The organism is Candidatus Manganitrophaceae bacterium, assembly GCA_012960925.1.
GTDB lineage: Bacteria > Nitrospirota > Nitrospiria > SBBL01 > JAADHI01 > DUAG01.
Window position 1 is genome coordinate 1 of sequence record DUAG01000078.1, and the last position, 13,526, is coordinate 13,526.

Here is a 13,526-nt window from a genome sequence, read left to right on the forward strand (position 1 = left end):
ATGGGATTGAGATCAATAAATCAGATCAGGTCGCCGCTTAATGAAGATCTCATACACCAGATTTGACAATAACTCAGGAGGCTCCCCCCCCAGCCAAGAAGGAGAATACGCTTAAAGAATTTCTTGCTAGGCGTACATTCAGGATATCAGATGATTGAAATAAAACAATCCCCTCAAAGGGGGAGGCAAGGGGTTGCCGCGTTCACCCTCACCGCTCCCTTTTTCCCTGTAAGTCGATAAAAACCGAGATGGTTGTATATTAGCAGGTTTCAATAGGAATTCGCTATTGTTGCCTATAAGTGTGATCTTTCAACCATAATTTGGGGTTTTTTGGGTTCTGTCGCAAATTACCCCATAGGACAAAAAGGGCCTGTAGATCTCAGCCTCTAAGCTGCCAATGAGAAAAATTGTTGGGCGAAGGTCTGGTGCTGTCCAACCCGCTGTTTCATCTGGCCCTTGCGAATCATATTGAACTGTTTCAATGCCGCCCAGAGTGATCCTGGCACTTCGGAATGATTTAAATCCAAGCATAGGTCGTATCTTCTTTTTGATGAAACGGTGGTCTTGCTCGATAATATTATTGAGGTATTTGCACTGCCGGATCTTTATACGTTTGCCGTTCTCCTGATTATATATTCTGATTCCAGCTTTGTTAGCCCCGCTCTTGTCGATGTTAATCTTCGAGGGTTTCTTCCGGAATTTTATCGCCTTGTTTAGAAACCTCAGCGCTGCATTCCGATCCCGCTTTGCTGTGAGGATAAAATCTATCGTTAGACCCTGTTTCTCTACCGCGCGGTAAAGATACTTCCATTTCCCTTTGACGGAGACATAGGTCTCGTCCATTCGCCAACTCAGGCCAATGGGCCTCTTTTTCTTTCTAAATTCTTTCTCGATAGAAGGAGTAAATTTCAAAACCCAGCGGTTGATAGTTGAGTGGTCCACATCGATTCCACGTTCTTCCATCATCTCTTCGATGTGACGGTAGCTCAGAGGATAAGACAGGTACCATCGGTTGCATAACAAGATGATATCTTTCTCAAAATGGCATCCTTTAAAACTTAGCATAAGGGCTCCAAAAACAGTATTTGTTTGATGACACGGATGCTATTATGAAACTGCTGGTAAAAACAATACGAACTTTGCGACAGAACCGTATTCAAGGCATGACAATGACTGATCAGCCTTTCCAATTCCAAATTGATCACATCGATCCGCTCGGACAAGGCATCGATAAAAACCACGGAGAGATCACCTTTATCGCCAAAACCCTGCCCGGCGAAACAGGGACGGCACACATCTGTAAAACGAAAAAGGGTGTGCAATTTGCCAAATTGATTGCCCTTGAGTCGTCATCGGAGAAACGCACCCCGCCCGAATGCCCCCACTTTCAAGACTGTCCCGGTTGCGACTATCTGCACACGGACTACGAAACTGAGTTGGGATTTAAAAAATCGGCCCTTGTTAAAACGTTTCAGAAGATCGCGTTCGATATGGCAAAGCTCGAAATCATATCGGCACCTCGAAGAACCGGCTACCGCAACCGGATGCAACTGCATTACAGAGAGAACAAGCTGGGCCTGGTTGACGGCCTCATCGACCGTATTGTGGAAATCCCCGATTGCATCATTGCAGGCGATGCGCTCCGGGCTGCCCTAAAAAGACTTTACGAGGACAAAAACCGGCAAGAAAAACATTCCGGAAGCGGACACTGCGAACTCTACTTTCACCACGGGGAATTGAAGATCGAATGGAACCGGCCGTATGCACACGGCGGGTTTTCTCAGGTAAACGACGAAATGAACGCAGTGCTCCGGCGCGCCGTTAGGGAAAGCTTAAAGGCGACGGTGGTTTCCTCCATTCTCGACCTCTTTGCGGGGGGCGGTAATCTTTCCGACGATTTAGTGAAGGCACACGCAGCAACCCGGGTGATGGTGGATGTCCCCCCAGCAAAGAGGCATCCCGATCTCATCCATCTGGACCTTTATCCCTTATCCGCACTGAAGATCTTCGAAAGAAAATCGCCTTTGAAGCGATTCGATCTCATTCTCCTCGATCCGCCCAGGAAGGGCTTCCCAGCCCTGAATACTTGGGTGGAAAGATACCGGCCTAAGACGCTGATCTACGTGAGCTGTCATCCCGGAACGCTTGCCCGCGATTTAGGGAGGCTTAAACCCGTACATGAGATTTCAAACTTGGTGCTTATCGATCTATTCCCAAGCACACGCCATTTTGAAACCCTCGCCCATATCCGCTTTCGAGACTGACCTTTTCTAAGGAACCTCTGATTAAGTCCGGGTTGAGTTTTTCAGGAGATAAAATGTCTCGATTCAAGGCGAAAATCGAAGAGGATGGTTCTCGCGAAGCCATACCACGCTATTTGGAAAAACCACACCTCAAAGGCAAGGATTCTACGACACGAAACGAAAAAGATCTTCATCTGTATTCGCTCGCTAACTCCGTACGCTTGCTATGCGTGGTCAAGATTTGCAACGCAGAAGCGGGACTTTTTTGCCCTGAAAAAAACAATTCATGACTTATTCAGAGCTTCCCTAAGCCAAGACATCATCCGCAATATGCCACTCCAGATCTTCAATCACACTCAGTTCAACAATACTTCCTGCTTTTCCCAACAGACCTCTACATTCCTTGCTCAAGTTCAGAAGGTGGAGTTTTTTCCCGTTTTGACTGTAACGCTCAGTGATATTTTGGAGGGCTTCAAGTCCCGAGTGATCCCAAACCCGGGATTCGGCGAAGTCAATCACAATATGTTCAGAATCACTTTTAAAATCAAAGAGATCTTTAAAGGACGTCACCGAGCCAAAAAATAAAGGGCCCTTCAGATGGTAAAGCGTTCGTCCATCTGTTTTTCTTTTTTCAGCCTGTATCATTTTCCCATGTTCCCAGGCGAAAACCAGGGCAGAAATAATAATGCCAACTAAGACCGCAATTGCTAAATCGACAGCAACCGTCACTCCAGAAACAATAATGATGACGAGCAGGTCTGATCTGGGGATTTTGTTCACCAATCGAAGACTGGACCACTCAAAAGTACCAATGACGACCATGAACATGACCCCAACGAGTGCCGCTAAGGGCACCTTTTCAATGAAAGCAGCACCAAATAAAACGAAGCCTAGTAGGCAGATGGCCGAGGTAATACCTGAAAGTCGCCCTCTTCCGCCACCACGGATATTGATCATACTTTGGCCAATCATTGCACAGCCACCCATGCCGCCTAAAAATCCATTTACCACGTTCGCAAGGCCCTGACCGATACATTCTTTGTTGCCACGGCCTCGAGTTTCTGTGAGTTCGTCCACCAGGGTTAGGGTCATGAGAGATTCAATCAATCCGACTGCTGCGGCAAGTACGGCATAAGGGAGAATCATTGTGAAGGCATCAAGGGTAAATGGCATGGCAGGCAGGCCGAATGTGGGCAGCCCTGCGGCAATTGTTGTGATACTTGCGTTGCGATCTTGAACAAAATCGAGCACGGTTCGCACAAGCCCGGGATTGCCTTGGTTGATAAAGTGTCCAATGAGGCTCACTACGGCAATGCCGATCAAGGTTGCGGGGACGGCCTTAGTGAACTTGGGGAGGAGGATGCCGATTGCCATCGTCAAGGCGATTAAAATACACATGAGAAACAGAGGTGCCATCGCAAGAAGTTCTCCACCTGCAGTAAACTGCTCAAACTGTGCTTTAAAAATGATAATGGCTAATCCGTTGACAAAACCCAACATGACCGGATGCGGTACGAGACGGATAAATTTTCCCAATTTGAGTACACCACACAGAATTTGAATCAAGCCCATTAAAATCACTGCGGAAAACAAATAACCCAGAGCATTTTCCAGGACCATGTCTGTACTCATTCCTGAGCTTTGTCCGAAGGAAACCACTTTGGCGACAAGTGGGGCAAAAATGACAGCAACAGCACCGGTTGCGCCTGAGATCATGCCGGGACGCCCACCGAAAATGCCCGTAACGAGTCCCATCATAAAAGCAGCATAAAGGCCTACTTTTGGATCGACACCCGCAACAAAAGAAAATGCGATGGCTTCCGGCACCAGAGCCAAAGAGACGGTCAAACCGGAAAGCAGGTCATTTTTTATATTTTCGGGCCGTTTTATTTTTAAGGGGATGAATCGATTTTTGGTGGAACGGAGTTTCATGGAGTGCTTAATTTCTGGCATTCATTTAATCCTTTAATTTTAATCGTTCAGCTGAGTTTTAGTTTGATTGATTTAAAGTGGGGTTGAAATGCACCCTGTGTATTCAAAGGCACATTTGAAGGCGGAACTTATGAGCTAAGAAAGGTATCGTAGGTCCACGTCCCAAGTAATTAAAATGATTGATCTACATTACGTCTTGCTTGTAGCATTCGTCAAATTTTTCAGTCTAAATTATTATCAACTTGTAGATGTTATCGGCAATTCTCAGAGATTCAAATTTTATCGAGTTGTAAGATAAATGCTTATTTAAAAAAGAGAACTGATCAAAACTCATTTCTGGAATTTGTTTTTTTTGAGTAGAATAGGTTGGAGCAGGAAGAACTTATTATTTTCCTGAATCATCTGGTGGTTAAATTACCCTCAAGCACCATTATGTAGCGAGTGGTTTTAATCTCATTAAAGTATTGTGTCGAAATTGTGATAAAATTAATCGAAAACCATAGAATCAATAGACCTAATAAAAATATCATAACCTATTGATATTACAACTTAAATTTTGGAACTACCCCAAAAAATCAGTTGCGAAAACACCCCTTTTTCATCTTCGAACCAAGGGGTCAAGGGTTCGAGTCCCTCTGGGAGCACCAGGTTCTGGGAGCTTTCACAAAGAATGGTCCTCTTTGTGAAAGCCTATAGTGTCTTTGAGTATCCGAATAGATGCCCCTGGATTAAATAGATTCCCAGTTCCTTCATGACCTTCAGTTCTTTTTCGTTCTCGATCCCTTCGGCAATAATCCCCTGTGTAGAGATCTTTCGGAGGCCGATCACCAAGTCCTTTAATACAATCCTGAACTGGGTTGAACTTACGGCCTGCAGGACGGTGGACCGGTCCAGCTTAATATAGTCTGGTGCGAGGTTGGCAATAAAGGGCAGGGAAATGAAGCCGGCCCCAAAATCGTCTATGGCGAATTGATACCCGGCCTTTCTCCATTTTCGGGTGATCTCAAGGCAATCCTGCACATCCCGTAAGATCTCTTCTTCTGAAATTTCCAGCACCACATCCATGCCAGGGGGCTTCGCAGGCAGATCGATCTTCTTTAAGACCTTGAGGTCCACGTTAAGGAACAAACAGTCCAGCTTGAGCTCCTGGGCAGTCTTCAGTTGTTTCATAAAACAAAGACATTTCAACTCATAAAGTTTTCCGATGGCATGATATCTTTTAAAGAGTTGCATAATGCTTTTTTTTCCCGAGGGGTCACGGGCCAAGGCCTCATATCCACGCGCCTGATTTAGATGAACATCCATCACGGGTTGGAAGACCACATCGATCGTTTGATCCTCCAGGGAGTATTCTTCTTCACCGATATGGAATTTATCTCCCCCTTTCTTCGCAATGTACAATGCCCGGTCCGCCAGCTGGATGAGTTGATCTGCCTCAGTCCCATGTTCTGGACAAATCGCAGCCCCGATACTGATGTCCAGCTCTGGATACCCCTTTTTGCTGAGTAGGCCAACTCCCTTTCGAATCCGTTCTCCAACGACCAGAATCCCATCCCGGTTGGTATTCGGCAGAACCACCATGAATTCATCACCTCCCCAGCGAAAAACCAAGTCAGAGCCCCGAATGGAATCCAGGAGGATTTTGGCGACCGCCTTTAGGACCAGATCTCCTGCCTGATGACCCTGGGTATCATTAATCTTCTTGAAATTATCCAGATCACAGAGGAATATGCCCATGATGTGTTGATCCCTATTCGCCCGGGTAATTTCTTCTTTGAACCGTTGCTCGAAATGTCATCGGTTATAAAGATCTGTGAGAGAGTCACGAATGGCCTGTTCAGTCAAAGCCTTTTTCTCCCGTTTTCCGTGATTTTCATGTTCTCTCAGCAAGCGGTCTGCATATCGGACGATGATGAAGAGGCAGAGATAGAGGAGTCCTAAAATAAGCGCGACCCCAACGACAACTTTTATTTGTGTTTTCCGGATTCTTTCAACCGACGGGGTGACGTCCGCATAGAGTTCGAAGACCCCTTCAATGGAAGAATCGGGATCGTTTAATCGAATAGGAATATAACTTGAAAGGATGTCTCGTTTAAAGATTAAGCCTTCAAAGCTATCTATCTCGCCTCGATGGGTGAGCGCGCTGACCACCCCACCTGTCAGGGCAGATGTGAAACCAGGATTTGAGATTTTGTCCTCCCCGATTTGCTTGGGGTCGGTTGAGAAAACGGTGAGGCCCTTTTTATTGTAGATCTTGACTTTGATCACCGAAAGTCCCTGCATCTCTTCTCGAACCGCTCTTTGAAGTTCAGCGATTTTGGATGGAGGAGGTGAGGGGATCTTCAGCCTGCGGGCTTCAGTGTGTCTATCCGGGGGCCTGTGGTCAATTGTCGGGGCATGGTGGGTAGGCCCAACTTAACCACTTGATGTGGTTTTCCCTTCGCATGTGAGTTTTTCACCGGATTGTGTCACCGGCCAGCTGGGTTTCAGTTTTCTTCCATCAAGGTCTAAGTCCTCAATTACCCCAAAGTCTGGAATAAAATCAAGCCAGGTCAGGAGATCTTTGAGGGATAGCTGGAAGCGATCGATATCTGAGGCCGTGGCCTCCCGTCTGTTTGGGAACACCCAGGCGACGTACTCTTTGTTGTCTAAGCGGTAGATGAGTTTCCACCAGTGGTCCGGTGTCTTAATCCCATGTGTTCCGGTGAAGAAATCATTTTCTGTATCATTTCCCCAGATGACCCCTCCCCATACCTCTAATGGTGTGATGTCTCTGTAGCATTCGGTAATAATTTCCGTCTGATGCCAGGCTCCTTTTGACTGCTTAAAGGCCGAGTTTTGAGGGAGGGTGTTGGTCAGTAAGAAGGTGTCCAGCAAGGCTGCTTTCTTATTGTCCATGTGGTTTGTGGAAACCAGGTGGCCTCGATCCCATGTTCCAAAAAATGGATCAACCGTTGTTGTCCGGTAAGAGCGCCAGGACTGAGGCTGACACTTTAGTGGAACTTTTCGATCATATTTGTATCGAGCACTTTTTGGGCTAATGTTTCCTCTGTCTGCACCAACTTTGTAGTAGAATGCGACGGCGCCATGGTGTTGCTCGCAGTCCAGCCAGAGGGTAAAACCGTGGTACTCTCTTTTGAGAAGATCCGGAGCGGCCTCGGCCTCTCCAGGGATCTGGACAAAGATTATAAATATTGTGAACAGCCAGTGAATCATTCGTCCTCCAATGAAGGCCGAGTTGAAGATCGTAAGTTCAAAATGTTCTGGTTTCCACACGATACCAGTATAACCGCCTGAGGTCTATCTTCAAATCATAACTTGTGGGTCTCGGTTGGAGAGTGTTGGCAATAGTCAGATCCGAAGGTGAGTTACTACTGAACTCTGCTTTGTTTCTGGAAGGGTTTCGGATTTCATGGGCTGTGAAAATGATTGCACAGTTTATGGCGATAAGTGTGAATGAGTTGATATGGGAAGGTGATTCTTGAAACGGGATAGCGATCTGTATCTGGATCTCCCCCACACTTGCCCTTGACCTTTCTTTTCACTATAATTCTCACATAATTCTTACAAAATGAGGAATCGGACTGATGCCAAGTATAGAGATAGGAAAATTTTCTTTTAGTAATTTTTCCCGACCCGCGAGATTGTTTCTCGTTGTGTACATGTTCTTCCTCCTTGGGGGTTGCGCGAGCGATGCCAAAAAGATTTCTCCGGTGCGATCACAAACAACACAGCTTCGGGAGGTGATTCAAACCTTGGTAGAGGCCTATGAACAGAAAGATGGGAAGACTTTTTTTGAAAAGCTTGATCCCTCTTTTCGCCTACTGGAACCCTTTAAAACCCAGATCAATCGGGATTTCGAAGGTTTTTCCAAAGCCGATATTCAGGTGTCCATAGAACAGATCCGGATTGAGGGGGGATTTCTCGTGACAGTCATTCGATGGAAGGGAGATTGGACCGCTGTGTCCGGTGGGCCATCGCTCAGAAAAAGAGGGCATGCTGTCTTCCGCTGGACCTCGAAAGAAAATCTACGTCTTTTGGAGATTAAGGGGAATCCTCCATTTGGGGTTTTTTGAGGAGTAAGGTATGCAGGCAAAAAAGACCAATGCGATCCTTACGGATTTTCTGATTATTGGCGGCGGCATCGCGGGGCTTCGCGCGGCCATCGAAGCGGAAAAGTACGGGAAGGTCATCATTCTGAACAAGGGAATCAAGGGAGAATCCAGCTCAGATTTTGCCCAGGGCGGAGTTGCCGCCGCCTTGGGTGATGATGGCGAGGGCATTCAATCGCACTATCAGGATACAGTCGAAGCCGGCATGGGGCTTTGCCAGGAAGATGCGGTCCGGGTCCTGGTGGAAGAAGGGCCGCAGCGCGTCCGTGAACTGATTGGCTGGGGGGCAGAATTTGACCGGTCTGGGAATGGTTTTGCCCTTGCCCGTGAGGGGGCGCATCGCCAAAGCCGAATTCTCCGAGCCAAGGGCGATGCGACCGGGTATGAAATCGTCAGAACCCTCCATCGCGTTATCGAGAAGAAAAAAAATATCTCAATTCGGAATGGCCATTTTGCCATGGATCTTGTATTAAGCCCGTATCAGGATGATGGAAATGGGCAAAGCACCCTCTGCCAAGGCGCGTGGGTACTCGATGAGCGGACGGAAGACCGGCATCTTTTCCTGGCACAGACCGTGATCCTTGCTACCGGCGGCGTGGGTCAGGTTTACAAAAAAACAACCAATCCCTTGGTGGCCACTGGGGATGGTATCGGCTTGGCCCTCGCCGCAGGGGCTGAACTGAGCGACATGGAGTTTTTCCAGTTCCACCCCACAGCGCTTTCTCTTCCTGCGGCGCCTTCTTTTCTCCTTTCTGAAGCTATGAGGGGAGAAGGTGCCGTCCTTCGGAACACGGCTGGAAAACAGTTTATGGAGGGCTATCATCCCGATGCGGAATTGGCACCGCGTGATATTGTGACGCGTGCCATCGTACATGAAATGCATCGTGAGCTTACGCAGCATGTCTTCCTCGACCTCACCCACCTTGACTCTACCTTTTTGAGAGGACGTTTTCCAAAGATTGATGCGACCTGTCTCCGCTATGGGATAGATATGACGAATGAACCCATCCCGGTCGCGCCAAGCGCCCACTATCTGATGGGAGGTGTGCTTACCAACTTGAAAGGGGAGACCAGCATCCCACGTCTTTATGCGGTCGGCGAAGTTGCGTGTACGGGAGTTCATGGCGCCAATCGGCTTGCGAGTAACTCTTTGCTGGAGGGTCTTGTTTTTGGTGCGCGTGTCGGAGAGGCTGTTGGGCAGGTAATGGCTATTCCTCTGGAGGCATCCGACCTTTTATGTCAAGAAAAGACAGGCTTGGCCGAGGCAGGTTTTTCACGGACGGATACGACTTCCACTTCCAGAGTGGAGTATCTCTTGGTTCAAAAAGAGCTGCGGGAAATGATGTGGAAAGAGGTGGGGATCATCCGGAGCCAGAACTCGCTAAAACGAGCCGCTCAAAAATGGGGTCGGTGGCGGTGGGTTTTTTCAAGGCCGACGCTGACGCGACTTGCCAGTGAGACAAAGAATATGCTCTGGACCTCTGCGGCCATGATCGAATCTGCACTCAGGAGAAATAAGAGCATCGGCGCTCACTTTCTTGAAGATGACCCCTGCGTCACGGCAGGCACTTCAAGGCCCCCGGAAAGCACGCGCGCATTGCTCTCTCAAATCACAAAAACGTCACTAGCAAAGAACTTTCCAATTGAGGAAACCGCCGATTCGCCTGCGCACGCAAAAAGAACGTAATACCCGACCTTTCCGGGAGGGGTTCTTCAATCTGGTCCTGGATTTTCTGATATTGAATGATGTGGGAAACCGCCAAGTTGTCTGAAAGACAAGGCCGGGAGTCTGTCGGAGAAATAGGATCGTAGCGAGGTTAATGGAAAATAGAGACAAGTTTTCAGATGATTTGAGGCGGATGGGTCTCGCGCCAGCCATCAGCGGTTTCTTATTCAAGGAGCGATGCGTCCCTCCCCCTGGTAAAATTCATAAAAACGAAGTACATCTTTGACGTAACGGATGGTTTGCGTGATTGGAGGGATTGCTCCGTATCGTGCCACATTTCCCGGTCCTGCGTGGTAAGCGGCCAGCGCCAGCGTGACATCACTCCCAAATCGATCAAGCAGATAGCGCAGGTAACGTGTCCCGCTTCGGATATTGTCTTCCGGATCAAAGGGATCTTCCAACTGGAGGTCCTTGGCTGTGGCGGGCATCACCTGCATCAGGCCCTGCGCACCCGCCGAGGAGACGGCCTCTGTATTAAAATCTGACTCAACACGGATCATCGCCTTGATCAAGGCCGGTTCGATCCCCTGTGCCTTGGCCTCATGATCGATAAACGGGTCGTATTGCGCTCTTCGCTGCTTTCTAGTAAGTGTGTGCGGTGAATATATCTTCCATTTTCTCTTTTGGTAACGGGAATTTGTCGGCACATTGGTAAAATGGGTGATCCCCGAGGCGTCGGTATATTGATAGATCTGCATCGAGAATGCCTCAATAGGCAGGAGGACTAGAAACAAAAGTGTGAGTTGTCGAAAGAAACGCATCTTCCCCTCTGAGGTGTTACTGTTCTTGTTTATATAAAACGTACCAGCGACTTGCGATTCTGTCAATTTTTCTAGTGACTTTTCCCTGGTCTTGAATATGATCATAGGAAGACTTATATTTTCTTTAGTAGAGAACGCATCATATTGGGTCTAAAAGAGAGGGGAGCGGGATGCGCCAGGAACGCTTAACATTAAAGGCCCAGGAGGCCTTTCAGGACGCTCAGAAGAGGGCCGAATCGTCTCATCATCAACAAATTGATGAAATGCACCTCGCATTGGCATTACTGGAAAAAGATGAAGGGATCGTCCAGTCCCTTCTCAAAAAATGGGCATCTCCATAGAGGAGGTCTGCGTAAAACTGGTCCATCGTCTGGGGAAGATCCCCCAGGTTCATGGTCCGGGTGCCGTCGGCTCGCTGCATATGACCCCGAGTGTCGCCGCCCTGCTTGAGCGGGCCGAAAAGGAGGCGGCGCAGCTCAAGGACGAATATATCAGCACCGAGCACCTATTCCTCGGCATGCTTGACCGGAAAGGGTCGGTACAAAAACTGTTCCTGAAAAGCGGGGTGGCACGAGAAAAAGTGCTCCTGGCTCTTGTAGAGATCAGGGGGTCCCATCGTGTGACCGACCCCAATCCGGAAGAGAAATACCAGGCCCTGGCCCGCTATTCGGGAGATTTGTGCAACCTGGCACACCGGGGAAAACTTGATCCGGTTATCGGGCGTGATGACGAAATTCGGCGCGTCATTCAAGTTCTCTCCCGGCGAACGAAGAACAACCCTGTCCTCATCGGTGAACCGGGTGTCGGGAAGACGGCGATTGCGGAAGGTCTGGCACAACGGATTGTCTCAGGCGACGTCCCGGATGGCCTTAAAGAGAAGCGGGTCCTTTCGCTAGATATGGGCGCCCTGATCGCGGGGGCCAAATTCAGGGGAGAATTTGAAGAGCGTCTCAAAGCCGTCATCAAGGAGGTCTTCAATGCCGAAGGGAAGGTGATCCTCTTCATTGATGAACTCCACACCTTGATTGGCACCGGGGCCGCCGAAGGGGCGATCGACGCCTCAAACATGCTCAAACCGGCCCTGTCCCGCGGAGAACTGCGTGCCATCGGGGCGACAACGACGGAGGAATATCGGAAACATATCGAAAAAGATTCCGCGCTCGCGAGGCGATTTCAACCGATTCTGGTTGAGGAACCGACGGTGGATCAGGCGATTTCTATCCTTCGTGGATTAAAAGAGCGCTATGAAGTCCATCACGGACCGTTTTCTTCCCGACAAGGCGATTGATCTTATCGACGAAGCCGCCTCGCGCCTACGTATGGAAATCGATTCCATGCCCTCTGAACTCGATGAGCTCACCCGAAAGATACGCCAGCTCGAGATAGAACGGGAGGCGGTCCGGAAGGAAAAAGATGAGGTGTCCAGGGAGCGTCTGAAGAAAATCGAAAAAGATTTGAGTGAATTAAAGGAGGAAGCAGATCCTCTTTCAGTGCAATGGAAGCAGGAAAAGGGCCGTATTCAGAAAATCAGGGCGCTCAAGGAAGAGATTGACCTGTGTCGCCAGAATGCCGAGCAGGCGGAACGGGCGGGAGATCTCGAAAAGACGGCTGAGCTTCGTTACGGAAAAGGTCCCCACCTTGCGGCGCAGTTGGCGGAGTAAAATAAGGAATTGCAGCGCTTACAAGACGATCATAAGATGCTGAAGGAAGAGGTCGATGAGGAAGATATCGCCGAAATTATCTCAAAATGGACCGGAATCCCGGTCTCACGCATGGTAGAGGAGGAGGTTCAGAAACTGATCCATATGGAAGAGCGCCTCCATCGGCGTGTCGTCGGACAGGACGAGGCCATTGCGGCCGTCTCCAATGCCATCCGCCGGGCCAGGGCAGGGATCTCAGATCTAATCCGACCACTCGGATCATTCATCCTCCTGGGACCGACCGGTGTTGGAAAAACCGAGCTGGCGCGTGCGCTCGCCGAATTTCTCTTCGACAATGAAGAAGCGATGATCCGGATCGACATGTCGGAGTATATGGAGAAACACGCCGTCGCACGCTTGATCGGGGCTCCGCCCGGTTATGTTGGATACGAAGAAGGCAGGCAGTTGACCGAGGCCATTCGAAAACGGCCTTATGCCGTTGTCCTCTTTGATGAGATCGAAAAGGCCTATCCGGATGTCTTCGGCATCCTCCTCCAGGTCCTGGACGATGGAAGACTGACCGATGGAAAAGGGCGGACGGTCGATTTTAAAAATGCCGTCCTGATGATGACATCGAATGTCGGGAGCCAGGAGATCCAGGACAGCGACGGGGACGAGGGTGAGATTCGGCGACAGGTTCTTGGGGCCTTGCGGACGAATTTTAAGCCGGAGTTCTTGAAGCGAATCGAGGACATTGTCATTTTTCATCCTCTGGAAATGGAAGAACTGGAAAAGATTGTCGACATACAGATGGTCCGACTGAAAGGCCGGCTTGACCAAAAACAGATGACTCTGTCGCTTTCTCCTAAGGCAAAAACCTACTTGGCACGTGAGGGCTACGACAGGGTTTTCGGGGCACGGCCTCTGAACCGGGTGATCCAGCGGGATATCTTGAACCCCCTCTCTATGGGACTTCTGGAAGGGACCTGGAAAAGCGGTGATCGGATTGTGGTGGATGTGGAAGAGGGAAAGATTGTCTTTCGTGCAACCTGAGAGGCCTTACATTAAATATTGACAACACGGTCTCATTATTAATAGAATTCCCCCAGCCT

Annotated in this window: 9 protein-coding genes and 2 pseudogenes; 5 read left to right on the forward strand and 6 right to left on the reverse strand. The window is 48.9% G+C overall.

All coding sequences use genetic code 11. The features are described 5' to 3' along the window. Window positions 1-386: 386 nt before the first annotated feature. Window positions 387-1,065 (reverse strand): annotated as a pseudogene (locus EYQ01_10680) (IS6 family transposase). A 44-nt stretch (window positions 1,066-1,109) separates the two neighbouring features. On the opposite strand from EYQ01_10680, the gene EYQ01_10685 reads away from it, so the two are divergent. After that, window positions 1,110-2,264: a class I SAM-dependent RNA methyltransferase gene (locus tag EYQ01_10685; GenBank protein ID HIE66251.1), complete on the forward strand. Its 1,155-nt coding sequence runs from the start codon at window positions 1,110-1,112 to the stop codon at window positions 2,262-2,264. 53 nt (window positions 2,265-2,317) lie between these two features. Next, on the forward strand, window positions 2,318-2,533 hold the full coding sequence (locus EYQ01_10690; protein HIE66252.1) for a hypothetical protein: 216 nt from the start codon (window positions 2,318-2,320) through the stop codon (window positions 2,531-2,533). 16 nt (window positions 2,534-2,549) lie between these two features. Here EYQ01_10690 and EYQ01_10695 read toward each other — a convergent pair whose 3' ends face one another. From EYQ01_10695 to EYQ01_10710, 4 genes are all read right to left on the reverse strand, one after another. Continuing rightward, on the reverse strand, window positions 2,550-4,196 hold the full coding sequence (locus tag EYQ01_10695) for a SulP family inorganic anion transporter (protein HIE66253.1): 1,647 nt from the start codon (window positions 4,194-4,196) through the stop codon (window positions 2,550-2,552). 669 nt (window positions 4,197-4,865) lie between these two features. Beyond that, entirely contained in the window at window positions 4,866-5,912 is a 1,047-nt protein-coding gene (locus tag EYQ01_10700; GenBank protein ID HIE66254.1) for a diguanylate cyclase, read from the reverse strand. 57 nt (window positions 5,913-5,969) lie between these two features. After that, window positions 5,970-6,458: a hypothetical protein gene (locus EYQ01_10705; GenBank protein HIE66255.1), complete on the reverse strand. Its 489-nt coding sequence runs from the start codon at window positions 6,456-6,458 to the stop codon at window positions 5,970-5,972. A 132-nt stretch (window positions 6,459-6,590) separates the two neighbouring features. Continuing rightward, entirely contained in the window at window positions 6,591-7,451 is an 861-nt protein-coding gene (locus tag EYQ01_10710; GenBank protein HIE66256.1) for a DNA/RNA non-specific endonuclease, read from the reverse strand. 311 nt (window positions 7,452-7,762) lie between these two features. Between EYQ01_10710 and EYQ01_10715 the strand changes: the two genes are divergently transcribed. Together EYQ01_10715 and nadB are read left to right on the forward strand one after the other, a co-directional pair. Continuing rightward, window positions 7,763-8,251 (forward strand): nuclear transport factor 2 family protein, encoded by a 489-nt coding sequence (locus tag EYQ01_10715; GenBank protein ID HIE66257.1) that lies wholly within the window; start codon window positions 7,763-7,765, stop codon window positions 8,249-8,251. A gap of 10 nt (window positions 8,252-8,261) precedes the next feature. Further along, window positions 8,262-9,974, forward strand: coding sequence for an L-aspartate oxidase (gene nadB / locus EYQ01_10720; GenBank protein HIE66258.1), 1,713 nt, complete (start codon window positions 8,262-8,264; stop codon window positions 9,972-9,974). A 206-nt stretch (window positions 9,975-10,180) separates the two neighbouring features. On the opposite strand, the gene EYQ01_10725 is transcribed toward nadB, so the two are convergent. After that, the gene (locus tag EYQ01_10725; protein HIE66259.1) at window positions 10,181-10,879 is read right to left on the reverse strand and encodes a lytic transglycosylase domain-containing protein; all 699 of its coding nucleotides are present in this window, start codon (window positions 10,877-10,879) and stop codon (window positions 10,181-10,183) included. A gap of 65 nt (window positions 10,880-10,944) precedes the next feature. Between EYQ01_10725 and EYQ01_10730 the strand changes: the two are divergent. After that, window positions 10,945-13,467: pseudogene (locus EYQ01_10730) on the forward strand (AAA family ATPase). The last annotated feature ends 59 nt before the right edge of the window (window positions 13,468-13,526 follow it).

Excerpts from the sequence above, each read along its gene's own strand:
- EYQ01_10685 (HIE66251.1), top strand. The coding sequence starts at position 1,110 with ATGAAACTGCTGGTAAAAACAATACGAACTTTGCGACAGAACCGTATT.
- EYQ01_10690 (HIE66252.1), top strand. The coding sequence starts at position 2,318 with ATGTCTCGATTCAAGGCGAAAATCGAAGAGGATGGTTCTCGCGAAGCC.
- EYQ01_10700 (HIE66254.1), bottom strand. The coding sequence starts at position 5,912 with ATGGGCATATTCCTCTGTGATCTGGATAATTTCAAGAAGATTAATGAT.
- EYQ01_10725 (HIE66259.1), bottom strand. The coding sequence starts at position 10,879 with ATGATCATATTCAAGACCAGGGAAAAGTCACTAGAAAAATTGACAGAA.
- EYQ01_10705 (HIE66255.1), bottom strand. The coding sequence starts at position 6,458 with ATGCAGGGACTTTCGGTGATCAAAGTCAAGATCTACAATAAAAAGGGC.
- nadB (HIE66258.1), top strand. The coding sequence starts at position 8,262 with ATGCAGGCAAAAAAGACCAATGCGATCCTTACGGATTTTCTGATTATT.
- EYQ01_10715 (HIE66257.1), top strand. The coding sequence starts at position 7,763 with ATGCCAAGTATAGAGATAGGAAAATTTTCTTTTAGTAATTTTTCCCGA.
- EYQ01_10695 (HIE66253.1), bottom strand. The coding sequence starts at position 4,196 with ATGCCAGAAATTAAGCACTCCATGAAACTCCGTTCCACCAAAAATCGA.